Here is a 25,193-nt window from a genome sequence, read left to right on the forward strand (position 1 = left end):
CCCCGGCAGAGCTCCGTGCGCGGACTTCGAGACACCCACGCGCAGCACGCCGCGGGAGGCTTGTCGTCTAGGGCCTGCGTACCGGGACGCCGGACGCCGAGGCCAGGTTGGTACGACACGAGTTGCACGCTTGGTAACTCAGAAGCCCGCGCTGACGACGGTGGGGCCCCTCTGCTGAGGGGCCCCACCGTCTTTTCGCGCCCGGACACCGAAACAGTGCCCGAACGAGTGAAGCGCGAACCCCCTGGTTCTGTCGGTCCCCCTCCGCACAATGGCCACGCAGCGCAACCCGTTGACCCACCACTGTGACGTGGGTAACTTGCCAAACGCACCACTGAGTGGTGGAAAGTTCCCAGAGGGGAGGCCGCAGTGCTCCGTCCGCTCGTCGCCGTCGCCGTGGCCGCGGCTTCCGCAGTGACCTCACCGGCGGCGCCGCCGGCGCACGCCTCGCCGGACCAGGCGCAGCACATCACCGCGATGGTCCGCGGCATGTCGCTGGAGCAGAAGGTCGGCCAGTTGTTCGTCACCTACCTGCACGGTCAGTCGCCGGACGAGGCGCACCCCGGCAACCTGCGCGACTTCGGCGTCGCCACCCCGGCCGAGGTGGTGGCCAAGTTCCAGCCGGGCGGTGTCGTCTACTTCAACAACTCCAGCTACGACAACATCGACACCCCGCGCCAGATCGCCACCCTCTCCAACGGCCTGCAACGGGCGAGCCGGGTCCCGCTGGCCATCGCCACGGACCAGGAGATGGGCATCGTCACCCGCATCGGCGCGCCCGCCACCCAGTTCCCAGGCAACATGGCCCTCGGCGCGGGCCGCAGCGCCGAGAACGCCGAGCACGCCGCCCGCATCACCGCACGCGAGCTGCGCGCCATGGGCATCACCCAGAACTTCGCGCCGGACGCGGACGTCAACTCCAACCCGGCGAACCCGGTCATCGGGGTGCGCTCCTACTCGAGCGACCCGGCGCTGGCGGCCGAGCTGACCGCCGCCCAGGTGCGCGGCTACCAGGGCCGCTTCCTGGCCAAGCACACCGTCAGCGCGACTGCCAAGCACTTCCCCGGCCACGGCGACACCGACACCGACAGCCACACGACGCTGCCGAAGGTCGACCGCACGGAGGCCGAGTGGACCGAGGTGGACGCGCCGCCGTTCCGGGCCGCCATCGCCGCGGGCGTCGACTCGGTCATGACCGCGCACATCCAGATGCCGAAGATCGACCCGTCGGGCGAGCCGGCGACGTTGTCCAAGCCCTCGCTGGACCTGCTGCGCGAGAACCTCGGCTACGACGGCGTGGTCATCACCGACTCGCTGGCCATGGCGGGGGTGCGACAGCTGCACGACGACGCCGAGATCCCCGTGCTGGCCCTGAAGGCCGGCGTCGACCAGCTCCTCATGCCCGTCGACCTCGAGCTCGCGGTGAACAGCGTGCTGGCGGCCGTGCGCAGCGGCGAGATCACCGAGCAGCGCGTGGACCGGAGCGTGCTGCGGATCCTGCGGATGAAGTTCCTGCGCGGCATGCTCACCGGCCCGCTCGTCGACGTGGACAAGGTCGACTCGGCGGTCGGCCCGGCCGAGCACCTCGCCGCCGCCAGGGCGATCACCGACCGGACCGTCACCGCCGTGCGCAACGACGCGGGCGTCCTGCCCCTGCGCGCGAAGCCCACCGCCGCCCTGGTCACGGGCTGGGGCGAGACGACGACCCGCACCCTGGCGGGCGTGCTCGGCGGCACGGCGCTCCCCACCGGCAGCGCGCCGACCCAGGCCCAGATCACGGCCGCCGTCCAAGCCGCGGCCGACGCCGACGTGGTCGTCGTGCTCACCAACGCGCTGTCGCGCCAACCGGCGCAGCAGACCCTGCTGACGCGGCTCCTGGCCACCGGCAAACCCGTGATCGCGGTCGCCGTGCAGAACCCGTACGACGTGGCGCACACGGCCGCGCCGACCTGGCTGGCGACCTACTCCTACGGCGCGGTGTCGATGGAGGCGCTGGCCAGGGTGATCACCGGTGAGGTGGGTCCGGTCGGCAAGCTGCCGGTCGCGGTGCCCGGACCGACCCCGTACCCCTTCGGCCACGGCATGGAGTGGTGACATGGACCGCAGGCACTTCCTCGCCGCGGGCGCCGGCGCCCTCGCCGTCCCGGCGCTCAGCGCCTTCGACAGCGCCCCCGAGCACCCCGACCGGCCGCGGCTGATCAAGACCGGCGCCGAGCAGCTGGCCGAGGACGGCTGGCGGCGGTTCGCGGGCCGCAAGGTCGGCGTGGTCACCAACCCGACCGGCGTGCTGCGCGACCACACCCACATCGTCGACTCGATGGTGGCCGCCGGGCTCAGGCCGCACGCCGCGTTCGGCCCCGAGCACGGCTTCCGCGGCACGGCGCAGGCAGGCGGCTCGGAGGGGAACTACCTCGACCCGCGCACCGGCATCCCGGTCTACGACACCTACGGCGCGAGCACCGCCAAGATCGCCGAGATGATCACCAAGGCGGGCGTCGACACGCTCGTGTTCGACATCGCCGACATCGGCGCGCGCTTCTACACCTACATCTGGACGATGTACGCCGTCATGCAGGCCGCCGCCGCCACCGGGGTGGCGTTCGTCGTGCTCGACCGCCCCAACCCGGTCGGCGGCACGGCCCGCGGCCCGCAGCTCGACCCGGCCTACGCCACGTTCGTCGGCCGCAAGCCGATCGCCCAGCAGCACGGCATGACGATCGGCGAGCTGGCGCGGCTGTTCGACGGCGAGTTCCTGCCGACCGACGGCGGCCGGGTGAGCAGCCTCGAAGTGGTCGACGTCAAGGGCTGGAAGCGGGACGACCTGCACTCCGGCATCCCGTGGGTCCCGCCGAGCCCGAACGTCCCCACGCACGACACCGCGCTGGTCTACCCCGGCACGTGCCTGTTCGAAGGGCTCGTGTTCTCCGAGGGCCGCGGCACCACCCGCCCGTTCGAGACGATCGGCGCGCCGGGCCTGGACTGGCGGTGGGCCGAGGACCTGAACGCGCTGGGGCTGCCCGGCGTCCGGTTCCGCGAGACCTACTTCACGCCCACGTTCAACAAGTTCGCCAACAAGCTCTGCGGCGGTGTCGTCCTGCACCTCACCGACCCGCACCGGTTCGACGCGCCGCGCACCGCCGTCGCCATGATCGTCACCGCGAAGGCCCGCTACCCCCAGGTCTTCGCGTGGCGGCCGGACCTCTACATCGACAAGCTCAGCGGCTCGGACCGGCTGCGCCGCATGGTCGACGCGGGCGCGGGCACCGACGAGGTGGTCGGGGCCTGGGCCGACGAACTGGCCGCGTTCGACCGCACCCGCCAGCCGTACCTGCGCTACCGGTAGAGGGAGACAGCGATGCGCATCCCCGCCCTGCTGATCGCGACCACGATGGCCGTGTCCGTCACGCTGCCGGCGCACGCCGAGGGCCGTGAGGCCCGCTTCGACCAGCCGCACGAAGGCTGGTCGAGCGCCGTGCTGAGAACGGGTACCCCGGACCGCGTGGGACTCCACCAGGCCCCGCTGGACGCCGCCCTGGCGCAGATCGAGCGCTACACCGTCCCGGACGCGACCGGCCACCCGCTGTTCGCGGGCGCCGTCACGCTGTTCGCGCACGACGGCGTGGTCGTCACGCACGAGCCGACGGGCTGGGCGGTCCGCTACGCCGACGCCGCCGGCACCGAGCTGCCCGAGTCGCAACGGGTGCCGATGGCCCAGGACACGATCTTCGACCTGGCCTCGATCTCCAAGCTGTTCACCTCGATCGTGGTGATGCGCCAGCACGAGCTGGGCCGCTTCGGCCTGGACGACCCGGTCGCGAGCCACCTGCCGGAGTTCGGCGTCAACGGCAAGGACAAGATCACGGTCCGGCAGCTGCTGACCCACACCTCGGGCCTGGTGGCGTGGCTGCCGCTGTGGTCGCAGTACCCGGACATCCCGTCCCGGCTCAAGGCCGTGATGGACACGACGCCCCGCAGCACCCCCGGCACCACCTACCTGTACTCGGACCTGAACCTGATCACGCTCGGCGTGCTGGTCGAGAAGTGGTCGGGCAAGAAGCTCGACCAGCTCGTCCACGACGACATCACGCGCCCGCTGGGCCTGGTGGACACCGGCTACAACCCGCCGGCGGCCAAGCTGGACCGGATCGCGGCCACCGAGTACCAGGCGGGCCGGGGCATCATCCGCGGCACCGTGCACGACGAGAACGCCTGGTCGCTGGGCGGCGTCGCGGGCCACGCGGGCATGTTCTCCACGGCGCGCGAACTGGCCGTGCTCGGCCAGGCGATCCTCAACGGCGGCGCGCACGCGGGCGGCCGGATCCTGCGCGAGGACACCGTCGAGCTGATGCTCACCGACTTCAACCAGGCCTTCCCCGGCAACTCGCACGGCCTCGGCTTCGAACTGGACCAGCGCTGGTACATGGGCGCGCTGACGTCGCCGAGGGCCGCCGGGCACACCGGCTACACGGGCACCACGCTGGTGCTGGACCCGTTGTCGCGGTCGATCGCGATCCTGCTGACCAACCGCGTGCACCCGAGCCGCAACTGGGGCTCGATCAACCCGGCCCGGCGCGTGGCGGCCAACGGCCTGGCGCAGGCCCTGGCGGTGCGCCCGCGGCACGGCACGGCGTGGACGCCGGAGACGGCGGGCGGCACGTTGACCACGCGTGACCTCCCGCGGCGCGCCGAGCGGCAGAAGCTGTCGTTCTGGGCGTTCGTCGACCTCGACCCGGGCGACCAGGTCGTGGTGGAGGCGACCGACGACGGGTCGGCCTGGCGCGAGGTCCGGGTGCTGGCCGGTTACGGGCAGCGGCGCTGGCAGAAGGTCGAGGTCGACACGGAGTCGGCGACGAAGTTCCGCTGGCGGTACGTGCGCGGCACGGGCTACGGCGGGCGCGGCGTGTACGTGGACGCCGTCCGCGTCACCGACGAACGGGGAGTGGCGCTGGACGCGGAGCGCGAACCAGCGGCGATGAGCCTCGAAGGGTGGCGGACCGCGGACCGTTAGTGACATTCGGTCCGCCCGATCCCGCCAAGCGGTGAGATTGGGTCACGGTTGGGGTGAGTTACCCCCACCCCGCGTTGACCGTACGTTGAGCGGTTAGTAAGTTTCCCACGTGTCCACCGAAAGTACCGCCGACTCCAGTCCTCTGGTCAAGATCCGTTCACTCCTGCCCGGCCTGGCCCGGGCGGAGCAGCGGGTCGCCAAGGTCGTGCTGGACAACCCGGCGACCGTCGCACACCGCAGCATCACCGAGGTCGCCGAGGCCGCGGGCACCAGCGAGACAACGGTGACCCGGTTCTGCAAGGCCATCGGCGTCGGCGGGTACCCGGAGCTGCGCATAGCGCTGGCCGCCGACACGGCCCGCACGTCCATGCGCCCCGACCGGGACCTCGGCGGCGACATCGGCCCCGGCGACGACATGCGCCAGGTCGTGGGCAAGGTGGCGTTCGCGGACGCGCGCGCGGTCGAGGAGACGGCCGAGCAGCTGAACGTGGAGACGCTCGAAGCGGTGGTCGCGGCGGTCGCGGGCGCGGGCCGGGTCGACGTCTACGGGTTCGGGGCGAGCGCGTTCGTCGCGTTCGACCTCCAGCAGAAGCTGCACCGCATAGGGCGTACCTGCTTCGCCTGGAACGACACGCACATCGCGCTCACGTCGGCGGCCGTGCTCACCGAGGCCGACGTGGCGGTCGGGATCTCGCACACCGGCTCCACGTCCGAGACCGTCGAGGCGCTGCGGGTGGCCAAGGAGCACGGCGCGACCACGGTGGCGCTGACGAACTTCCCGCGCTCGCCGATCAGCGAGGTCTCCGACCACGTGCTGACCACGGCGGCGCGCGAGACCACGTTCCGCTCGGGCGCGATGGCCAGCCGGATCGCCCAGCTCACCGTGATCGACTGCCTGTTCATCGGTGTCGCGCAACGGCACGTGGACAGCGCCAAGTCGGCGCTCGAGGCGACGTACGACGCGGTGTCGGGGCACCGCCTCGGCGCCCGACCGGACGGCAGGCGACGTCGGGAGTCCGGTAAATGACCCCGCCCCCGGACGGTGTCGCGGTCCGCGTGGACTCACCCACCGAGGCCAGGAACCCGCGGACGCAGGACATCGACCGGCTCTCCACGCTGGACGTGCTCCGCCTGATCAACAGCGAGGACCACCTGGTCCCCGACGCCGTGGCAGCCGTGCTGCCCGAGCTGGCGCGGGCGGCGGACCTCGCCGTGGGCGCCCTGCGCGGCGGTGGCCGCGTGCACTACGTCGGCGCGGGCACCTCGGGCCGGCTGGCCACGCTCGACGCCGCCGAGCTGGTGCCGACGTTCAACGCGCCGCCGGACTGGTTCGTCGCCCACCACGCGGGCGGCCGGGACGCCCTGGTCAACGCCGTGGAGGACGTCGAGGACCAGGGGTCCGACGGCGCCGCCGAGATCCGCAAGCACGCGGCGGCGGGCGACCTGGTCGTCGGCGTCACGGCGTCCGGCCGCACGCCGTTCGTGATGGCCGCGCTGGAGGAGGCGCGCTCGCTCGGCGCGCACACCGTGCTGGTGTCCAACAACCCGACCGCGCCCGCCCCGGTCGACGTGGACGTGCTGATCGCGGTCGACACCGGCCCGGAGGCGATCGCGGGGTCCACCCGGATGAAGGCGGGCACGTCGCAGAAGCTGGTGCTGACGTCGTTCTCGACCGCGGTGATGGTCCGGCTCGGCCGCACGTACTCGAACCTGATGGTGTCGATGCGCGCGACCAACGCCAAGCTGCGCGGCCGCACGGTGCGCATCCTGCGCGAGGCGACGGGCCTGGGCGAGCAGGAGTGCACGACGGCGTTGGCCGACTCGGGCGGTGACCTGAAGGTCGCGTTGGTGCACCTGTTGTCCGGTGTGCCCGCAGCGCGCGCTGCGGAGGCGTTGGAACGCACCCAGGGGCACGTCCGGATGGCGCTCAGCCAGCTAGCACCGGGCGCCACGGGATAGGCGTCGACAGCACCATCGCGCTGGACGTCTCGCCGTAGCCGCCCAGCCGCACCAGCAACCGCTCCAACTCGCTGATCGACGTGGTCACCACCTTGACCACCGAGCAGATGTCGCCGGTCAGCCGCACCACCTCCACCACCTCGGGGCAGTCGTCGAGCAGCTCCGGGTGCACCGTGATGCACCGGGGTCCGTAGCACTTCATCCGCACCAGGGCGACCACCGACCGTCCCACCGCCGTCGGGTCGACGGTCGCGCGGTACCCCGTGATGACGCCCGCGTTCTCCAGCCGCCGCACGCGTTGCGCGACCGTCGGGGGCGACACGTGCACGCGCCGTGCCAGCTCGTTGTACGACAGCCGCGCGTCCTCCTGCAGGGCCTCCAGCAGGGCCCAGTCCACGCCGTCCAGCTCGATGCTCACAACCGCAAAGCTACTCCGGCGAACGCCTTCCGTTCGTAAGAACTTTCCGCTGCAACACTGTTCGTCACCCATTCAACTACCCCGAACGCGCGGTCATGATGGAAGGCATGACTTGCCCCGTCTCACCCAAACTCGACTTCGGCGGCACGACGCCCTACGAGGACTACGTGCACGCCTCCGTGCTGCACTCGCTGCAGCAGCAGTGGTCCAAGGACCCGCGTGAGATGTCGTTCCTGGTGATCACGCAGGTCATGGAGCTGTACTTCGGCCTGCTGTGCTTCGAGTGGCGGCAGGCCAAGTCCGAACTGCGCGCCGACGACCTGCGTGCGGCGGTCCGCACGCTGCGCCGCAGCGACCTGCACATGCAGGCGCTCAACGCGGCGTGGCGGCCGATCGCCCGGATGACGCCCGCCGAGTTCAACTCCTTCCGCGACGCCCTCGGCGAGGGCTCCGGCTTCCAGTCGGGCCGGTACCGCGAGGTGGAGTTCCTGCTCGGCGAGAAGTCGCGGTCGATGCTCGTGCCGCACCGGGCCGTGCCGCAGCAGCACGACGCGCTCGAACGTCTGCTGCACGAGCCGAGCCTGTACGACGACGTGCTCGCCGCCCTGAGCCGCCAGGGGCTGCCGATCCCGGCGGAGGTGCTGGAGCGTGACGTCAGCGGGCCGTACGAGCCGAACGCCCAGGTGGAGGCCGTGTGGGCGGACATCTACCGCGGCGGGTCGCGTGACCTGCTCGAACTCGGCGAGGCGTTGACCGACATCGCCGAGGAGTTCGCCCGCTGGCGCTACGACCACCTGCTGGCCACCCGACGTTCGATGGGCGCGAAAACCGGCACCGGCGGTTCCGCGGGGGTTGCGTGGTTGGAGAAGCGCACGCAACGCTCCGTGTTCCCCGAACTGTGGACGGCCAGGAGCTACGTATGAACGACCGGTTGGCGCACATCCGCGACTTGTTCGACCTCGACGACGACGTGGTGTACCTGGACGGGAACTCCCTGGGCGCACCGCCGAAGGCCGTCGCCGAACGCGTGCAGGAGGTCGTGCGCGAGCAGTGGGGTCGGCGGCTGATCCGCAGTTGGTCCGAGGGCTGGTGGGAGGCGCCGGAGCGGGTCGGCAACCGCGTCGGCCGGCTGGTCGGGGCCAAGCCCGGGCAGGTCGTCGTGGCCGACTCGACCAGCGTGAACCTGTTCAAGGCGCTGATGGCGGCGGTGCGCAACACCGACCGCATGGAGATCGTGGTGGACGCGGGGACGTTCCCGACCGACGGGTACATCGCCCGGTCGGTGGCGGAGCTGACCGGCTTGGCGTTGCGGCCGGCGCCGCCGGAGGAGCTGGACCTGCGGGACACGACGGCGGTCGTGCTGCTCAACCACGTCGACTACCGCACGGGTCGGCTGCTGGACATGGCGAAGCTGACCGAGCAGGCGCACGCGGTGGGCGCGAAGGTCGTGTGGGACCTGTGCCACAGCGCGGGCGTGCTGCCGATCGAGCTGGACGCGTTGGACGTCGACCTGGCCGTGGGGTGCACGTACAAGTTCCTCAACGGCGGGCCGGGCTCGCCCGCGTTCCTCTACGTGCCGAAGCACGCGCAGGCGACGTTCGAGCAGCCGTTGACGGGGTGGACGGGCCACGAGGTGCCGTTCGCGATGTCGCCGGAGTACACGCCGGACCCGGGCGTCTCCCGGGCGCGCGTGGGCACGCCGGACATCATCTCGATGCTCGCCCTGGACGCCGCGCTGGACGTGTGGGACCACGTGGACCTGCGTGACGTCCGCGCCAAGGGCCTGGCCCTGACCGCGCACTTCCGGTCGCTGGTCGAAGACCTGCCGGGCATCGAGGTGATCACGCCGGCCGACGACTGGCGCGGCCACCAGATCAGCCTGCGCCACCCCGAGGCCGAGCGGATCATGGGCGAGCTGGTCGAGCGCCAGGTCATCGGCGACCACCGCCCGCCAGACCTGCTGCGCTTCGGCTTCGCCCCGCTCTACAACACCTTCACCGACGCCGACCGCGCCGCGGCCACCCTGAAAGAACTGCTCTGACCCGCGGGTTCGGCAGCCGGACACGTGCCGATATCGAGCACGCAGTCCTCCCCTAGCATCGGCGGATGCGTGTCGGTGTGTACGTGGACGGTTACAACCTGTATTACGGCGGGCGTAAGCACTGTGGTCGGGGTACAGCCGGTTGGCGTTGGTTGGACGTCCGGGCGCTGGTCGAGACCTTGTTGGCGGAGAAGGCGGTCGACTGGCCGTCAGCCTCGCTCGAACGGATCGTGTACTGCACCGCTCGCATCAGCGCCGCGCACAACGCGTCGGGATCCCAGGACCAGGACGTCTACCTCAAGGCTCTGCTCGCCGCAGGCAGCGTGGACCACATCGAGTACGGCAACTACATCAGCAAGGTCGTCAAGAGGCCGTTGGCCGTGGAGAAGGGCGGTGGCGGGAAGAGCAGGCACCACCCCGTCCTGGTTGCACCAACCTGGCCGATCATGGTCCAGGACGTGGCGCACCGGTGACCGACGCGGTGTTCATGGCCTCGGTGGCGACGTTCGAGGAGAAGGGCTCGGACGTCAACGTCGCCGCACACCTCCTGGTCGACGTTCTCACGTCCGTGGTGGACGCGGTCATCGTGATCAGCAACGACAGCGATCTCCGGATGCCCGTCCACGAGGCGTGGAACCGCGTGCCCGTAGGTCTGGTCAACCCCGGCGGCGGCTACACCGCGGGTGCCCTGTCCATGAACGCGGGCACTGGGTTGGGCAGTGGGAACCACTGGTGGCGAACCCTGAACAGCGGCGATTACACCGGCCACCAGCTCCCGGACCCGGCCGGCCGCTACACCCGGCCACCGGGCTGGTGACGTCCGCTTTCGGCGGCAGCGGCGTTTGATAAGCCGACGGGGACCGGATAGCCTGGATCCATACCCGCCCGGTCCCTCGTGGGCCGGGTTTTTCCTTGCCCGGACGCACCGGCCTAAGCGGAGGCGGCGTCCGCGATGCTCCGCGCTTCGCGGGCGCCGGCGGTCAGGGCTTCGCACCAGAACAGCAGCCAGCGGGTGATGCCGTCCGGATCGCCGGTCGAGTAGCCGTGCAGGGCGGAGGCGTAGTCGTTCTGCCGGCGCAGGCAGAAGACCTCCGGCACGCCCAGCGACTTCGGGTCCAGGCCCGTGGCGATCGACGCCAGCCGGGACGCCGCACGCGCCACCACGCCGTTCGCCGTGTCGAACGGCGCCAGCGACATCAGCTCACCGTGCACCACGGCCACCAGCAGCGGACCGGGCGCGGACGTGCCGCCGGTGACGAGCTGCGACAGCAGCCCGAGGCGTTCCGAGACGCCCGCCGCCGCACGGGGACGTCCCAGCTCACCGCCCAGGTCCGCCCCCGCCAGCACGTGCAACCGCGCCAACGCCTGCAACGGCGCCCGCTGCCACGTCGGCAGCACCACGCCCAGCGACTCGGCCACCCGCAGCGCACCCGCCAGCACGGGGTCCGACACCGACCCGTCCGACGGGATGGCGGTCGGCCCGCCGTCCAACGCCGCCGACGCACGGGCGGCGCGCACGGACGCCTCGGCCGCGGTGGTCGCCCACCCGCGCAGGTTCACCCGGTGCCGGTGCACCTGGAACACGGCGTCACGAGCACCGGCGACGGCGTCGGCCACACCGGGCAGGTCCAGCAGCGGAGCAAGCGGATCGGTCACGCCGGAGCACACTACCCGCCGGTAAGTGGCCCTTCACAACAAGCCGAAATGGATATTCCAAGTAGCCACTAGCCGACCTAGCGTCCACGCCATGAACTGGTACGACCGCCCCGTCCTCACCGGCCGCCACGTCCGCCTCGAACCGCTCAGCCCCGACCACGCCGAGGGCCTGCACGAGGCGGGCAAGGACCCCGACGTCTGGACGTGGCTCAGCACGCCCCAGCCGACGACGGTCGAGGACACCCGCGCCTACGTCGAGCGCAGCCTCGCCGACCCCACCCGACTGGTCTGGGCGCAGATCGACCCGCGGACGAACGAGGTCGCCGGCACCACGTCGTACTACGAGATCGACCCGAAGAACCGCGGCCTCTACATCGGCCACACGTGGATCGGCACGCGCTGGCAGCGCACCGCCCTCAACACGAACGCCAAGTTCCTGCTCCTGCGCCGCGCCTTCGAGGACCTGGGCGCGCTTCGCGTCGGCTGGCACACCGACCTGCGCAACGAGCGCTCGCAGAGGGCCATCGAACGCCTCGGCGCGACCCGCGAGGGCGTCCTCCGCGTGCACCGCATCAGGCCGGACGGCACCCTGCGCGACACGGTCGTGTACTCGATGACCTCGGACGAGTGGCCGGCCCTGAAGGCCAGGCTCACGACGTGACGTGGGTCACGAGACGTGCCGCTGGTCGCAACCCAGGTGTCGTTCGGCGGAATCGCGGTGGTCACCGGGCCTGCCACGGGTTACACAGTTACCCACGCGTTTCGAATCGGCCACAATTGGTCTGAACCTTTTGGGTGCGCAGTGAGCTGAATCGCACTACGGTCAGTGCGCACCCCACGGATTCAGGAGGTCCGCCCGCCATGACAGAGCCGCAAGTCGCCCTGGACAACCTGTCGACGGAGACCAGGACGTTCCCGCCGAGCGAGGACTTCGCCGCGCAGGCCAACGCCACCTCCGCGCTGTACGAGGAGGCGGACGCCGACCGCGAGGCGTTCTGGGCGAAGCAGGCCGAGCGGCTGTCCTGGGACACGAAGTGGGACCGCGTCCTCGACTGGTCGAACGCGCCGTTCGCGAAGTGGTTCGTCGGCGGCAAGCTCAACGTCGCCTACAACTGCGTCGACCGGCACGTCGAGTCCGGCCACGGCGACCAGGTCGCCATCCACTGGGAGGGCGAGCCCGGCGACAGCCGCGCCATCACCTACGCCGACCTGCAGCGCGAGGTCTCCAAGGCCGCCAACGCGCTGGTCGAGCTGGGCGTGGGCGCGGAGGACCGGGTCGCCATCTACATGCCGATGGTGCCCGAAGCGATCTTCGCCATGCTCGCCTGCGCACGGCTCGGCGCGATGCACAGCGTGGTGTTCGGCGGCTTCTCCGCCGAGGCGCTGCGCACCCGCATCGAGGACTCGCAGGCCAAGCTGGTGATCACCACCGACGGCCAGTACCGGCGCGGCAACCCGGCGGCGCTCAAGCCCGCCGTGGACGAGGCCGTGGCCAAGGCCGCGAGCGTCGAGCACGTCCTGGTGGTCAAGCGCACGAACTCCGACGTCGAGTGGACCGAGGGCCGCGACGTCTGGTGGCACGACGTCGTCGACCGCCAGTCCGACCAGCACACGCCGGAGGCGTTCGACTCCGAGCACCCGCTGTTCATCCTCTACACGTCGGGCACCACGGGCCGCCCCAAGGGCATCCTGCACACCTCCGGCGGCTACCTGACCCAGGCGTCGTACACGCACTACAACGTGTTCGACCTCAAGCCGGACACCGACGTCTACTGGTGCACCGCCGACATCGGCTGGGTCACCGGGCACAGCTACATCGTGTACGGCCCGCTGTCCAACCGCGTCACGCAGGTCGTCTACGAGGGCACGCCCAACACCCCGCACGAGGGCCGCCACTGGGAGATCGTGCAGAAGTACGGCGTGTCGATCTACTACACCGCGCCGACGCTGATCCGCACGTTCATGAAGTGGGGCGCCGACATCCCCGCCGAGTACGACCTGTCCAGCCTCCGCGTGCTGGGCAGCGTCGGCGAGCCGATCAACCCCGAGGCGTGGATCTGGTACCGGGAGACCATCGGCGCGGGGAAGACGCCCGTCGTGGACACCTGGTGGCAGACCGAGACCGGCGCGATCATGATCTCGCCGCTGCCCGGCGCGACGTCCGCCAAGCCCGGTTCGGCGCAGCGCCCGCTGCCCGGCATCGGCGCGAAGGTCGTCGACGACCAGGGCAACGAGGTGCCGCACGGTGGCGGCGGCTACCTGGTGCTCGACCAGCCGTGGCCGGGCATGCTGCGCGGCATCTGGGGCGACGAGGAGCGCTACCGCGACACGTACTGGTCGCGGTTCGCCGAGCAGGGCTTCTACTTCGCCGGCGACGGCGCGAAGTACGACGACGACGGCGACATCTGGCTGCTGGGCCGGGTGGACGACGTGATGAACGTGTCCGGGCACCGCATCTCCACCACCGAGGTCGAGTCCGCGCTGGTCTCGCACCCGACGGTGGCCGAGGCGGCGGTGGTCGGCGCGACCGACCCGACCACGGGCCAGGGCATCGTGGCGTTCGTGATCCTGCGCGGCGGCGTGGCCGAGGGCTCCGACGGCGCCGAGGCGATCAAGGCGCTGCGCGACCACGTGGCCAAGGAGATCGGCCCGATCGCGAAGCCGCGGCAGATCATGGTCGTGCCGGAGCTGCCGAAGACCCGCTCGGGCAAGATCATGCGCCGCCTGCTGCGCGACGTGGCGGAGAACCGGCAGGTCGGCGACGTGACCACGCTCGCGGACTCGTCGGTGATGGACCTGATCTCCAGCGGTCTGAAGTCGGGCGCCCAGGAGGACTGAGCAGGGCAGGACCGAGCACTGAGGTCCAGCACAGGAGGGGTCCGCCGGTTCGTCGGCGGGCCCCTCCGTGGGTTAGGGTCGGTCCCGGTGAGCCGGGAAGCCTGGTCGGCACGAGGATGAGTCGTTGCCGAACCACCGGAGTCGATCTTGAACCGCATTCGCCCCACCGCCGTCGAGTTCGCGCGCTACCTGCGCACGGAGACCGTCGGCGGCATGATCCTCCTCGCCGCCACCGCCGTGGCGCTGATCTGGGCGAACACGCCGATCTCCGGTTCCTACACGGCGTTGCGGGACTTCCACCTCGGACCCGAGTCGCTGCACCTGAGCCTGAGCGTCGGCGACTGGGCCAAGGACGGCCTGCTCGCGATCTTCTTCTTCGTCGCCGGGCTCGAGCTCAAGCGCGAGCTCGTGATCGGCGAGTTGAACGACTTCAAGTCGGCGATCCTGCCCGTGGTGGCCGCCATCGGCGGCATGGTCGTGCCCGCGTTGATCGCGCTGGGCGTCGGCTGGGGTGAGCCCGGCGTCGAACGGGCGTGGGCGATCCCGGTGGCCACGGACATCGCGTTCGCGCTCGGCGTGCTGGCGATCACCGCGTCCGGCCTGCCGAACGGCCTGCGGCTGTTCCTGCTCAGCCTGGCCGTGGTGGACGACCTCGGCGCGATCATCCTCATCGCGGTGCTGTTCACCGCGTCGTTCAACCTGGTCGCGGCGGCGACCGCGGTCGCGCTGCTGGCGCTGTACGCGTTCCTGCAGCACAAGCGGGTGACGACGCCGTGGCTGTACGTCCCGATCGCGGTGGGCACGTGGGTCGCCGTGCACGCGGCGGGCGTGCACGCCACCATCGCGGGCGTCGCGCTGGCCCTGCTGACCCGCGTGCGCAAGGACCGCTACGAGCACGAGGCGCCGGCGCTGCGGCTGGAGCACCGGTTGCAGCCGTGGTCGGCGGCCGTGGCGGTGCCGCTGTTCGCGCTGTTCGCGGCCGGCGTGCCGGTGAACGGCGAGGCGTTGGGCTCGTTGTTCGCCAGCCCGCTGGCGTGGGGCGTCATGCTCGGCCTGGTGGTGGGCAAGGTGGTCGGCATCGTCGGCGCGTCGGCGTTGGCGGTGCTGTTCAAGGCCGCCCGGTGGCCGAGCGGCGCGGGACCGCGGGACATCGTCGCGGTGGCCATGCTCGGCGGGGTCGGGTTCACCGTGAGCCTGTTGATCGCGGACCTGGCGCTGGAGGGCCCGGCGGCCGAGCAGGCCAAGGCGGCGGTGCTGCTGGCGTCGTTGACGGCGTCGTTGCTCGCGGCGGTCCTGTTGGTCCGGCGCAGCCGGGTGCACCAGCGCGCCGACGAGGACGAGTACGACGACGAGTAAACCGCAGTCGTTCAGCCGGTCGGGCGGCCTCGGTCCCGCGTGCATGGCACGATGAGCCGGTGACCAGCGCTCGGGAGAACACCAACGGCAGCGGCCTGCCACCTGTTCCGTCGATCCCGTTGACCGCGGAGAGCGCGGTGAAGATCGCGGAGGAAACGTCCATCGGCGGCCTGGTGCGCGACGCCACGGCCCACCTGTCCACGTTGGTCAGGGCGGAGGTCGAGCTCGCCAAGTCCGAGGTCGCGGGCGAGGTCAAGAAGGGCCTCAAGGGCAGCGTCTACTTCATCATCGCGCTGACGGTGCTGCTGTTCAGCTCGTTCTTCCTCTTCTTCTTCGGCGCCGAGCTGCTGGACGTGTGGCTGCCGCGCTGGTCGGCGTTCCTCATCGTGTTCGGGCTGATGCTCGTCACCGCGGTGCTGTTCGCGCTGCTGGGGTACCGGAAGGTGAAGAAGCTGCGGGCGCCGCAGCGGACCATCGACTCGGCCAAGGACACCGTCGCGGCACTCCGGCACCGCGGCGAGGGCCGCTGAGCCGCGCCGTGCGGCTGCCGCCGGACCCGTCGACCGCTCGGGTGCCCGGCCCGTGGACGCACCGCGACGTGTCCGCGAACGGCATCCGCCTGCACGTCGCCGAGCTGGGCGAGGGCCCGCTCGTGCTGCTGCTGCACGGTTTCCCGGAGTTCTGGTGGACGTGGCGGCACCAGCTCGTCTCGATCGCCGAGGCGGGCTACCGCGCCGTGGCCGTCGACCTGCGCGGCTACGGCGACTCCGACAAACCACCGCGCGGCTACGACGGGTTCACGCTCGCCGGTGACGTCGCGGGCCTGGTGAAGGCGCTCGGCGAACCGCGGGCGCACCTCGTCGGCCACGCGTGGGGCGGCATGCTGGCGTGGACGGTCGCCGCCATGCACTCCCGGCTGGTCTACTCGGTGACGGCCGTGTCCGCGCCGCACCCGCTGGCGCTGCGCCGCGCGATCCGCCGCCACCCGCGCCGCCAGGGCCGGGCGAGCGCGCACCTGTTCCGCTTCCAGCTCCCGGTCTACCCGGAGCGGTGGCTGACCAGGGACCGCGGTGCGGCCGTCGCCGGGATGCTCGGCGCGTGGGGCGGTCCGAAGTGGAGGGTGTCGCCCGAGTTCGACGAGGTGGCGCGCCGCAACCGCGAGGCGGTCCTGGTGCCCGGCGTCGCGCACAGCTCCATGGAGTACCACCGCTGGGCCGTGCGGTCCCAGCTGCGCAGCGACGGCCGCCGCTTCGCCGAGGCGGTGGACCGCAGGCTGGACGTGCCCGTCCTCCAGCTGCACGGCGCGCTCGACCCGGTGGTGCTGGAGCAGACCGCGGCCGACTCGGGGCTGTGGACGGGCGGCCGCTCCGCGTACGCCGTGCTGCCGGACGTGGGCCACTTCCCGCACCAGGAGGCGCCGGACACCACCAGCCGGCACATCACCGACTTCCTCGCGAAGGTCTAGTCACGACGCGCAGGTCTGCGTGGACACCCGGCGCACCATCGTCGGCGCCTTCGCCACTTCCTCCGCGACCTCGTCCGCCGTCAGCACGAACCCGGTCTCCTGGTCGTCCACGGCCGCGCCGAACACCACGCCCATCACCCGGCCCTGCGGGTCGACCAACGGCCCGCCGGAGTTGCCGCTGCGCACCGTCGCCCGCACCGTGTACACGTCCCGCGTCACGGTCTGCGCGTCGTAGATGTCCGGCCCGCGCAGCATCCTGATCCGCTCGCGCACCCGCGCCTCGGACGCCGTGTACGGCCCGTCCAGCGGGTAGCCGAGCACGATCCCGTCCTCGCCCGGCGCGATCTCGTCGGTGCGGAACGGCAGCGGCGTCGCCTCCAAGTCCGGCACCGCCAGGATCGCGATGTCGGTCTGCGCGTCGTAGTGCACGACGGTGGCGTCGAACTCGCCGATGCCGACCTCGACGGTCACGTCCGTCGTGCCCGCGACCACGTGCGCGTTCGTCATGACCCGCTCCGGCGAGATGACGAAACCCGTCCCCTCCAACGCCCGCGAGCACGACGGCGCGCGCCCGCGCACCTTCAGCACGCTGGGCTCCAGCTTCCGCACGATCGGGTTCGCGCCCAGCGCCGGGTCCGGCGGACCCACCTCCCGCAACGGCGTCCGGTCGAACGGGTCCATCGCGGCCGGGAAACCGGACACGTCGAACAGGTTCTGCAGGTCGTCGGCCAACGTGCGCGCGGCCTGCGGCATGGTGTCGTCGACCGTGGACAGGATCACCGACTGGTTGAGCGACTTCACCAACGACGGCAGGCCCGCGACCATGGTCAGCGGCAGCGCGATCATCCACGCCACCACGAACACCACCGCACCCTGCACGATCGCGCCCAGCGCGTTGTCCACGCCGCGCAACGGGGTGGAGTTGACCTTCGACTTGATGCTGCGGCCGATGTAGACGCCCAGCGTCTCGCCCAACGCCACCAGCAGCACCACGATGCCGACCGCGAACACGACCTTGGTCACCACGCTGTCGACCCGGGAGACGACCAGCGGCGCGAGCTGCGTGCCCAGCACCAGGCCGATCAGCACCCCGACGAACGCGGGCAGCGCCACGACCATGCCCTGCCGCGCGCCGGAGACCGCGGCGAAGGCGGCCAGCGCCAGCACGAGCAGGTCGACCCAGTTCACGAGACCTCCACCGCGCGCAGGGCCAGGTCGAGATCGCGCACGTCCGCGCGGTCCCACGGCCGTTCCCACCCGCCCAGTGCGAGCAGGCCGTCGAGCAGGCCGGCGGTGAAGCCCCACACCAGCATGCCGGGCGCGGCGAACGCCGGACCGATGTACCCGGACGGGTGGCTCACCCGGAACCGGTTCGCCGGGTCCGCCAGGTGCGCGATCGGCACCCGCGCCACGGCCGCGGTCTCGGCCGGGTCGACGGGCGCGACCGGCGACGGCTCGTCCCAGTGCGCCAGCACCGGCGTGACGACGAACCCGGACACCGGCACGTACAACTGCGGCAACGTCGCCACCGGCCGCACGCCCTCGCGCAGCACGCCGGTCTCCTCGAACGCCTCGCGCAGCGCCGTGTCCACCGGGCCGTCGTCGGTCGGGTCGGCCGCGCCGCCGGGGAACGCGACCTGCCCGGGGTGCGAGCCGAGCGTGTCGGCACGCCGCAGCAGCAGCACGTCGGGACCGCCCGGACCCTCGCCGAACAGCATGAGCACGGCGGCGGGACGTCCGGTGCCGTCGGGCGGCGGCTTGATCCGGGTGAACGCGCGGGCGTCGATCTCGGCGGTCGCCTTGACCAGCCCGCCCATCCACTCGGGCACGTCGTCCGGGTCGACCAGGGCCGTCATCCGACCACCTCGCGCACCTGCTCGACCGACGTGAAGGTGACGGGATCGGTGACCTGGGTCAGCGAGCCGTCCGCGCCGACGACGTAGTTCATCGGCAACGTCCGCGGCACGCGGGCGGCCTTGCGCACCGCGTCGGGCGGGTCGACCACCGACGGCAGGTGCACGCCGAGTTTCGCCAACAGCTCCAGACCGTCAGCCTCCTTGCTCTCCACCAGGACCGCGACCACCGCCGCCGCGCCGGGCTCCCGCGCGTAGGCGTCGAGGACCTTGAGCTCCTCCTGACAGGGAACGCACCAGGTGGCCCAGAAGTTCACCACAGTCCGGCCCGTCACGGTGGACGCCACGTCGACCGGCCGTCCGTCGCCCAGGCACGTGACCGTCACACCTCGCAGGACCCCGGGCCCTTGAGCGTCCGCCGGGCCTTGCGGGCACGGCCGGAGCGCGGCCTGGGCGCGCGCCGCGTCCAGGTCCGTCGTCCGCTCGGTCCGGGTCGGGATCGCGGCCTGGTCGACCGGGTCCGGTGAGCGGGGCCACAGCGCGACCACGCCCGCCACCGCCAGCACCAGGACGACGGCGGCCCACCGCGCTGCCGAGCTCACGCCAGCTTCTCCCCCGCACGCACGCGTTCGGCGAGTTCGATCAGGTGCGGCGCTTCCTCGCCCTTGACCAGCTTCTGCGCCTTGACCGGGTCGACCTGGCCGATGCCGTAGGACGGGCACTGCGGCGCCAGCAGGCACGCGCCGCACGCGGGGGTCCGGGCGTGGCAGACGCGGCGGCCGTGGAAGATCGTGCGGTGCGAGAGCAAGGTCCACTCCTTGCGCTCGACCAGCGCGCCGATCGCGTGCTCGACCTTGACCGGGTCCTCCTCCCGGGTCCAGCCCCAGCGGCGGACGAGCCGGCCGAAGTGCGTGTCGACCGTGATCCCGGGCACACCGAACGCGTCGCCCAGCACCACGTTCGCGGTCTTGCGGCCGACGCCGGGCAACGTCACCAGGTCCTGGAGCCGGCCGGGCACCTCGCCGCCGAACCGCTCCACGAGCGCCGAACCGAGGCCGATCAGCGACGTCGCCTTGTTGCGGTAGAACCCGGTCGGCTTGATCAGCTCCTCGAGCTCGGCGCGGTCGGCGGAGGCGTAGTCGGCCGCCGTCCGGTACCGCTTGAACAGCGCGGGCGTGACCAGGTTCACGCGCACGTCCGTCGTCTGCGCCGAGAGCACCACGGCCACCAGCAGTTCCAGCGGTTCGGTGAAGTCCAACTCGCAGTGCGCGTCGGGGTAACCCTCACCGAGGACCCGCACCATGCGACGCGCCCGGCGGACCAGCCCCAGCCGCGTCTCCGGCTGCTTCACCGCGCTCTTCGCCATGCGGACGAGATTACTGGCCGGCGCCGTGCGCACGGCGGCTCGGTCGTCGGCGGAGCCCCGCCGGGTCTCCCGGGGTTCCGGCGTGGTTCCCGGGAAGACCCACCCTCACGGGGGATACGGGCCGGCGGGCGGCGTCCGGTTTGACGCGCGACGATCGTGGGCAGGCAACCATCGGCCGACCGCACACGTCCTTTGAACGTCTGAAGGACCTCGAACCGACACGCCGGAATGACCCCCCTTGACCGCGCGCCGAACCGGATGCGCAAGGATCGGAGCCATCATGACTGCCTGGTTCGTCATCGCCGTTCCGATCGTGATCATGTTCTTCGCGCTCTTCATGGAGCGCGTCGAAGCTCGTCTGCGGCACGTCGCCGTGCAGGAGGACGAGGTCGAGGAGTTCCTGGAGTCGGCGCGCCCCGACGAGGTCAGGGCGCTCTACGGGCACGGCATCGGCCGCGCGCTGGAGCTGTTCCGGCTGCGCAGGCTGGGCGGTCGTGCCAGGAACCTGCGTCAGCGGCGCACCCGCCGCTAAGCGGGAAGGACCGGCGAGGCCCACGGGGTCAACCCCCCGCGGGCCTTATCGGGCTGTCCGGGCTGCGATGGGCGGCGCGCCGAAAGGCGATCCCGACCACAGCCCTTAGACTGCACTCAGTGATCGGCGGCAGGCGCTGATCCGCCAGAAGGCGGAACGCGCTCAACCATGCCGCCGCGTCTCGACAGGAGGGACGAGGTGGACGAGACCCTGGCCCGCGCGGGCATTTTCCAGGGGGTTGAACAGGCCGCAGCGGAGGCGCTGGCGCAGACCCTGGAGTCTGTTGAATTCCCGCGTGGCCACGTGATCTTCGCGGAAGGCGAGCCGGGAGACCGGCTCTACATCATCCAGTCCGGCAAGGTGAAGATCGGCCGCAAGTCGCCGGACGGCCGGGAGAACCTCTTGGGGATCTTCGGACCGTCCGACATGTTCGGCGAGCTGTCGATCTTCGACCCGGGTCCGCGCACGTCCACCGCGACCACGGTGACCGAAGTGCGCGCGGTCAGCATGGACCGCCCAGCGCTGCGGCAGTGGATCACCAACCGGCCGGAGATCGCCGAGCAGTTGCTGAGGGCCCTGGCCCGCAGGCTGCGCCGGACGAACTCCATGCTGGCCGACCTGATCTTCACCGACGTGCCCGGCCGGGTCGCCAAGGCGTTGCTGCAGCTCGCGCAGCGCTTCGGCAGCCAGGAGGCCGGACTGCTGCGGGTCACCCACGACCTGACGCAGGAGGAGATCGCCCAGTTCGTGGGCGCCTCGCGCGAGACGGTGAACAAGGCCCTGGCCGACTTCGCCCACCGCGGTTGGCTGCGGCTGGAAGGCAAGAGCGTGCTGATCCTGGACCCGGAGCGCCTGGCCCGCCGCGCCCGCTGAACAGCACCGGAGAGAACAACAAGACCGGGCGCCGCCCCCGACGCGGCGCACCGGTCTTGTTGCCGCACGGCCCATCCCCCGACAGACCGCGCCTTCCACACCTCCGGCACCCGCAGGCCCCGACCCTCGTGGCGCCGGAAGGAGGCTTGGTTACCCGCTGCTACCGCAGTCGAAACGGCACGACGGCAGCTTGGCGGTGATTTGGTGGTGGCTGCTTCCACGATCGCATGCCACCTCCCCCGCAACTCAAGCCCGTTCACCCTCAAGGACCCTCTGTTCAGCGGTTTCTCCGGGTGGTTTCACCCGGTCATCCCATTGTTGTAACCGAACTGCAACCCACTCCCAGCCGATGGACGGTTCAAGACCATCCGGCGCACCCGCGATGACCAGGTGATGGATCACACCGCGCGATGACTGGTACGGGCGTACCAGTGCGGGCATACTGGTACACATGTCCCACTCTGCCCGCCTCTCCGACTACCGAGCTGCCCTCACCACCCCGGGAATGCGCGGCCCCGTGGTCGCGTCCCTGCTCGCCCGCCTGCCGATCGCGATGGTCGGTCTGTCGCTGCTGCTCTACGTGCAGCGCGAGACCGGCTCGTTCGCCGCAGCCGGTCTGGTGTCGGCGTCGTCGTTGGTGGGTGTCGCGGTCGGGTCGATCGTGCAGGGCAGGTTGATGGACCGGCACGGGCCGACCCGCCCGCTGCTCGGCGCCGTGTCGCTGTTCGCGGTGTTCGTGGCGTTGGCGATCGGCGCGGTCGAGGCCGGCGCCACGTTGGCCGTGCTGGTGCCGGTGGCGTTCCTGGTGGGGATCACCGAGCCGATGGTCGGCTCCGCGTCCCGCGCCCTGTGGTCGCACGTGCTGCCGGCCGGGCCCACGCGGCTGGCCGGGTACGCCTACGAGGCGATCAGCATGGAGGTTTTCTTCATCCTGGGTCCCGGTCTCGCCGGGCTGCTGGTCACGGCGCCGTGGGCGGGGACCGGCGTGGTGATCGGCGCGGCGTCGATGGCGGTCGGCGCGCTGTGGTTCGCGTTGAACCCGACGGTGCGCGGTGTCCGTCCGGCGCCGATGAGCCGGAACCTGCTCGGCGCGCTGGCCTCACCCGGCATGCGCACGGTCGCGTTGGCGGCGTTGGGCTTCGGCGTGACGATCGGGTTCATCGAGGTGGCCGTGCCCGCGGCCGCGGCGCAGGCCGGTCACGTCGGCATGGGCGGGCTGCTGCTCAGCCTGTGGTCGGTGAGCTCGGTGCTGTTCGGCATCCTGTACTCGATGAAGCCGTTCCCGCGGGCGATGCACCTGCGGCTGCCGGTGCTGCTCGGCGGGTTCGCGCTGCTGTCGCTGCTGCTCGCCGTGCCGACGACGTTGATCGGCCTGGGTGCGGCGCTGTTCGTGGTCGGCACCCTGATCACGCCGCAGGCCACCACCCACTCGGCGGCGATCGAGCAGGTCGCGCCCGCCGGGACGGCCACCGAGGCGTTCGGCTGGGTGGTGACGGCGGTGACGGTCGGGTTGGCGATCGGCCAGTCGGCGAGCGGTCAGTTGGTCGAGGTCTACGGCACCGGCGTGGCGTTCGTCGCGGCGGCGGGCGCCGGTCTGGTGATCGCGGCTTTGGTGTGGATCTTCCGCAGCACGGTGGCCGCCGGCGTGCCGCTGCGCCAGGACGAACTGGCCCTGGTCTCGCGCTGACCGCCCGCGTCCCCCGCCGACGCACCGGCCACAGCCTCCCGCCGATCGCCCGGGTCCCCCGCCGACGCACCCCCAACCGTCCGCCGGCCTCCCCAGGCCTTCGTCTCCCCGTCTCCCCATCACCGGGGCCGGAATTGTCGGTGGTCGGGTCTAGCTTCACCGCATGGACCTGACCGCCACCACCGCCGACCTGGCCTCCGCCGCCGCCGATGTCGCCCGCCTCCTGCCGACCAGGGTCTACGACCCGGTGCTGGCCGGTTTGGTGCTGCGCGCGTCCGGCGGCGGCGTCGAGCTGGCGGGCAGCGACCGCGAACACGCCGTCCGCCTGACCCGTGCCGCGACCGTGCACACCGATGGCGCCGTGGTCGTCCCGGCCCGTCCGCTCGCCGAGACCCTCCGCAGCCTGGAAGACCCGCAGGTCAGACTCGTCGTGGAGGGATCGCGCCTGGCCGTGCGCACCTCGACGGCCCGCTTCGCCCTGCCACTGCTGGACCTCGCGTCCCACCCGGGCATCCCCCCGCTGCCGCCCGCCGTGGGCGTCATCCCGGCCCTCACCCTGACCGCCGCCCTGACCCCGGTGTCGTCGGCCGCGTCGAAGGACGACGCCCTGCCGATGTTCACCGGGGTGCGGATGCACAGCGCGCCGGGAGGGCGGCTGGAGCTGATCGCGACGGACCGCTATCGCATGGCGTTCGCTTCGCTACCGTGGGCGCCGACGGGTGAGCTGGACGTGCTGGCGCCGGCGGTGGTGCTGGCCGAGGCGTCCCGGCAGCCGGACCGCGAGGCGGAGGTGGCGGTGCACGCCGACGCGGACCGCATCGCCTTGTCGTGGGCGGGCGGGAGCGTGAGCACGGCGCTGCTGGCGGCCCCGTTCCCCGACGATCGAGTGCGGAAGCTGTTGGAGGCGGTCATCGACAGCACGGTGTTGGTGGAGGCCGATGTGCTGGCCGGTGCGGTGCGCCGCGCCGTCCCGTACGCCGGGCCGCACGGTTCGGTCACCATCCAGGTGGACGACGGGGAGCTGCGGGTGCGCGGCAGCGACCCGCAGAGCGGCGAGTCCGAGGAGTCGATCAAAGCCACCATCGACGGCAACCGCGTGACCAAGACCTTCCAGGCCAAGTACCTGGCAGACGCCCTGCGCGCCTTCAGCGGCCGCCGGGTCGAACTCCGAATCCAGGACGGCCTCCGCTCCACCGTCCTGACGAGCCAAGCGGGACCGGACGGAGTAGAACTGACCTACCTGGTCGTCCCCCTCCGAACCGTCTCCTAAGCCACCCCTGGACTCCATCGAGTGAACATCGCCCAAAAATGTACGGAAACACCGTTACCGCACCTCGGTTGAAAACCAGCGGAACGCCTCGACCACCCCCGACCCACCACCACCCCAACCCACCCACCACCCGGCAGCCCCACAGCCGAACCACCCCCGCCCCACTGACCACCCAGCAGCCACAGCCCACAGCCCCGCAGCCCACAGCCCCGCAGCCCGCAGCCCGCAGCCCGCAGCCCGCAGCCGAGCCGCCTACCGCACGGCAGCACCCCAGGCCCACATGGCGTCCAGCACCTCACGCAACGCGTGCCCACGAGACGTCAGCGAGTACCGCACCCGGCTGGGCCACCCCGGCTCCCGCACCCGCACCACGACGCCGCACTCGACGAGCTGCCCGAGCCGATCGCTGAGCACCTTGTCCGACAACGCCGGCAGGGCAGCGGCCAAGTCACCGAACGTCCGCTCACCCGCGAACAACTCCCGCACCACCAACGTCGTCCACCGACCGCGCAACGCCCGCAACGTCACCTCCACCGGGCAGTCGGGCACCGGGTGATCGACCTCGCCGTGCGGCTCGCCCTCCCAGGCGCTGGCCCTGGTCCGGGCCGCGGCCTCGGCGATGGCGGCGCGGTCGGCAATGGCGTCAGCGGCCGCGGGTGCGATTGCGGGCGCGGTTGCGGTGGCCTCTGCAGCCGAAGCGGCAGCGATGGCACGGTCGGCGGCAGGGGCGATCGCTGCGAGGTTGGCGGCGATGGCACGGTCGGCGGCGGGGTCGGCGGCGGCGGGGTCGGCGGCGGCGGGGTCGGCGGCGGCGGGGTCGGCGGCGGCGGGGTCGGCGGCGGCGGGGTCGGCGGCGGCGGGGTCGGCGGCG

Annotated in this window: 25 protein-coding genes; 18 read left to right on the forward strand and 7 right to left on the reverse strand. The window is 71.7% G+C overall.

Annotated features, from left to right (window positions below; genetic code table 11):
* Positions 1-369 precede the first annotated feature (369 nt).
* The 5 genes from ABTZ99_RS29200 to murQ all read left to right on the forward strand — a co-directional run bounded on the left by ABTZ99_RS29200 (position 370) and on the right by murQ (position 6,967).
* Positions 370-2,094, forward strand: coding sequence for a glycoside hydrolase family 3 protein (locus tag ABTZ99_RS29200; protein WP_498779260.1), 1,725 nt, complete (start codon positions 370-372; stop codon positions 2,092-2,094).
* Between the two features lies 1 nt (position 2,095).
* A complete protein-coding gene (locus tag ABTZ99_RS29205) occupies positions 2,096-3,343 on the forward strand; it encodes an exo-beta-N-acetylmuramidase NamZ family protein (protein WP_498779258.1) in 1,248 nt (415 codons plus the stop codon).
* Positions 3,344-3,355: 12 nt separating this feature from the next.
* Positions 3,356-5,008 carry a serine hydrolase domain-containing protein gene (locus tag ABTZ99_RS29210; RefSeq protein ID WP_499615694.1) on the forward strand — a complete coding sequence of 551 codons (1,653 nt, stop codon included), beginning with the start codon at positions 3,356-3,358 and terminating at the stop codon, positions 5,006-5,008.
* Positions 5,009-5,117: 109 nt separating this feature from the next.
* Entirely contained in the window at positions 5,118-6,035 is a 918-nt protein-coding gene (locus ABTZ99_RS29215) for a MurR/RpiR family transcriptional regulator (protein WP_498779255.1), read from the forward strand.
* Positions 6,032-6,967: an N-acetylmuramic acid 6-phosphate etherase gene (gene murQ, locus ABTZ99_RS29220; RefSeq protein ID WP_498779254.1), complete on the forward strand. Its 936-nt coding sequence runs from the start codon at positions 6,032-6,034 to the stop codon at positions 6,965-6,967. The genes ABTZ99_RS29215 and murQ overlap by 4 nt, the downstream gene beginning before the upstream one ends.
* Here the strand turns inward: murQ and ABTZ99_RS29225 are convergent.
* The gene (locus ABTZ99_RS29225) at positions 6,936-7,385 is read right to left on the reverse strand and encodes an Lrp/AsnC family transcriptional regulator (protein WP_201438208.1); all 450 of its coding nucleotides are present in this window, start codon (positions 7,383-7,385) and stop codon (positions 6,936-6,938) included. The genes murQ and ABTZ99_RS29225 overlap by 32 nt on opposite strands.
* Before the next feature lie 107 nt (positions 7,386-7,492).
* On the opposite strand from ABTZ99_RS29225, the gene ABTZ99_RS29230 reads away from it, so the two are divergent.
* From ABTZ99_RS29230 to ABTZ99_RS29245, 4 genes are all read left to right on the forward strand, one after another.
* Positions 7,493-8,308 (forward strand): tryptophan 2,3-dioxygenase, encoded by an 816-nt coding sequence (locus ABTZ99_RS29230; RefSeq protein ID WP_498779253.1) that lies wholly within the window; start codon positions 7,493-7,495, stop codon positions 8,306-8,308.
* Positions 8,305-9,426 (forward strand): kynureninase, encoded by a 1,122-nt coding sequence (kynU, locus tag ABTZ99_RS29235; RefSeq protein ID WP_498779251.1) that lies wholly within the window; start codon positions 8,305-8,307, stop codon positions 9,424-9,426. Before ABTZ99_RS29230 ends, kynU begins: the two co-directional genes overlap by 4 nt.
* 65 nt (positions 9,427-9,491) lie before the next feature.
* Entirely contained in the window at positions 9,492-9,899 is a 408-nt protein-coding gene (locus tag ABTZ99_RS29240) for a PIN domain-containing protein (protein ID WP_499615699.1), read from the forward strand.
* Positions 9,896-10,243 (forward strand): PIN domain-containing protein, encoded by a 348-nt coding sequence (locus ABTZ99_RS29245; RefSeq protein WP_499615702.1) that lies wholly within the window; start codon positions 9,896-9,898, stop codon positions 10,241-10,243. Before ABTZ99_RS29240 ends, ABTZ99_RS29245 begins: the two co-directional genes overlap by 4 nt.
* A 113-nt stretch (positions 10,244-10,356) precedes the next feature.
* Here ABTZ99_RS29245 and ABTZ99_RS29250 read toward each other — a convergent pair whose 3' ends face one another.
* Positions 10,357-11,082, reverse strand: coding sequence for a Fic family protein (locus ABTZ99_RS29250; RefSeq protein WP_499615705.1), 726 nt, complete (start codon positions 11,080-11,082; stop codon positions 10,357-10,359).
* A gap of 91 nt (positions 11,083-11,173) precedes the next feature.
* On the opposite strand from ABTZ99_RS29250, the gene ABTZ99_RS29255 reads away from it, so the two are divergent.
* From ABTZ99_RS29255 to ABTZ99_RS29275, 5 genes are all read left to right on the forward strand, one after another.
* The gene (locus ABTZ99_RS29255) at positions 11,174-11,743 is read left to right on the forward strand and encodes a GNAT family N-acetyltransferase (RefSeq protein WP_499615707.1); all 570 of its coding nucleotides are present in this window, start codon (positions 11,174-11,176) and stop codon (positions 11,741-11,743) included.
* Positions 11,744-11,943: 200 nt separating this feature from the next.
* Complete coding sequence (acs, locus tag ABTZ99_RS29260) at positions 11,944-13,920, forward strand: acetate--CoA ligase (RefSeq protein ID WP_498779243.1); 1,977 nt, start codon at positions 11,944-11,946, stop codon at positions 13,918-13,920.
* A 147-nt stretch (positions 13,921-14,067) separates the two neighbouring features.
* Positions 14,068-15,276, forward strand: a complete 1,209-nt coding sequence (gene nhaA, locus ABTZ99_RS29265) for a Na+/H+ antiporter NhaA (RefSeq protein ID WP_499615709.1) — start codon at positions 14,068-14,070, stop codon at positions 15,274-15,276.
* 59 nt (positions 15,277-15,335) lie between these two features.
* Positions 15,336-15,806: a phage holin family protein gene (locus ABTZ99_RS29270; protein ID WP_498779239.1), complete on the forward strand. Its 471-nt coding sequence runs from the start codon at positions 15,336-15,338 to the stop codon at positions 15,804-15,806.
* Positions 15,807-15,814: 8 nt separating this feature from the next.
* A complete protein-coding gene (locus ABTZ99_RS29275; protein WP_498779237.1) occupies positions 15,815-16,741 on the forward strand; it encodes an alpha/beta fold hydrolase in 927 nt (308 codons plus the stop codon).
* Here ABTZ99_RS29275 and ABTZ99_RS29280 read toward each other — a convergent pair whose 3' ends face one another.
* From ABTZ99_RS29280 to nth, 4 genes are read right to left on the reverse strand one after another with little or no spacing between them, the layout of a single operon-like run.
* Positions 16,742-17,929, reverse strand: coding sequence for a MarP family serine protease (locus ABTZ99_RS29280; RefSeq protein ID WP_498779235.1), 1,188 nt, complete (start codon positions 17,927-17,929; stop codon positions 16,742-16,744).
* Positions 17,926-18,597: an NUDIX hydrolase gene (locus tag ABTZ99_RS29285; protein ID WP_498779234.1), complete on the reverse strand. Its 672-nt coding sequence runs from the start codon at positions 18,595-18,597 to the stop codon at positions 17,926-17,928. Before ABTZ99_RS29285 ends, ABTZ99_RS29280 begins: the two co-directional genes overlap by 4 nt.
* A complete protein-coding gene (locus ABTZ99_RS29290) occupies positions 18,594-19,196 on the reverse strand; it encodes a TlpA disulfide reductase family protein (RefSeq protein WP_499615713.1) in 603 nt (200 codons plus the stop codon). The genes ABTZ99_RS29285 and ABTZ99_RS29290 overlap by 4 nt, the downstream gene beginning before the upstream one ends.
* The gene (gene nth / locus ABTZ99_RS29295; RefSeq protein WP_498779232.1) at positions 19,193-19,960 is read right to left on the reverse strand and encodes an endonuclease III; all 768 of its coding nucleotides are present in this window, start codon (positions 19,958-19,960) and stop codon (positions 19,193-19,195) included. Before nth ends, ABTZ99_RS29290 begins: the two co-directional genes overlap by 4 nt.
* Positions 19,961-20,240: 280 nt before the next feature.
* Here nth and ABTZ99_RS29300 point away from each other — a divergent pair, with 280 nt between their 5' ends.
* The 4 genes from ABTZ99_RS29300 to dnaN all read left to right on the forward strand — a co-directional run bounded on the left by ABTZ99_RS29300 (position 20,241) and on the right by dnaN (position 24,322).
* Entirely contained in the window at positions 20,241-20,492 is a 252-nt protein-coding gene (locus ABTZ99_RS29300; protein WP_015097743.1) for a hypothetical protein, read from the forward strand.
* 198 nt (positions 20,493-20,690) lie between these two features.
* Positions 20,691-21,365, forward strand: a complete 675-nt coding sequence (locus ABTZ99_RS29305) for a Crp/Fnr family transcriptional regulator (protein WP_033441932.1) — start codon at positions 20,691-20,693, stop codon at positions 21,363-21,365.
* Positions 21,366-21,816: 451 nt separating this feature from the next.
* Positions 21,817-23,052 carry an MFS transporter gene (locus ABTZ99_RS29310; RefSeq protein ID WP_499615717.1) on the forward strand — a complete coding sequence of 412 codons (1,236 nt, stop codon included), beginning with the start codon at positions 21,817-21,819 and terminating at the stop codon, positions 23,050-23,052.
* Positions 23,053-23,215: 163 nt separating this feature from the next.
* A complete protein-coding gene (gene dnaN, locus ABTZ99_RS29315) occupies positions 23,216-24,322 on the forward strand; it encodes a DNA polymerase III subunit beta (RefSeq protein WP_499615719.1) in 1,107 nt (368 codons plus the stop codon).
* 252 nt (positions 24,323-24,574) lie between these two features.
* Here the strand turns inward: dnaN and ABTZ99_RS29320 are convergent.
* On the reverse strand, positions 24,575-25,193 hold a 619-nt coding region (locus ABTZ99_RS29320), incomplete at its 5' end, for a winged helix-turn-helix transcriptional regulator (protein WP_499615721.1).

Origin of the sequence: Actinosynnema sp. NPDC002837, from assembly GCF_040295345.1 — a bacterium.
GTDB lineage: Bacteria > Actinomycetota > Actinomycetes > Mycobacteriales > Pseudonocardiaceae > Actinosynnema.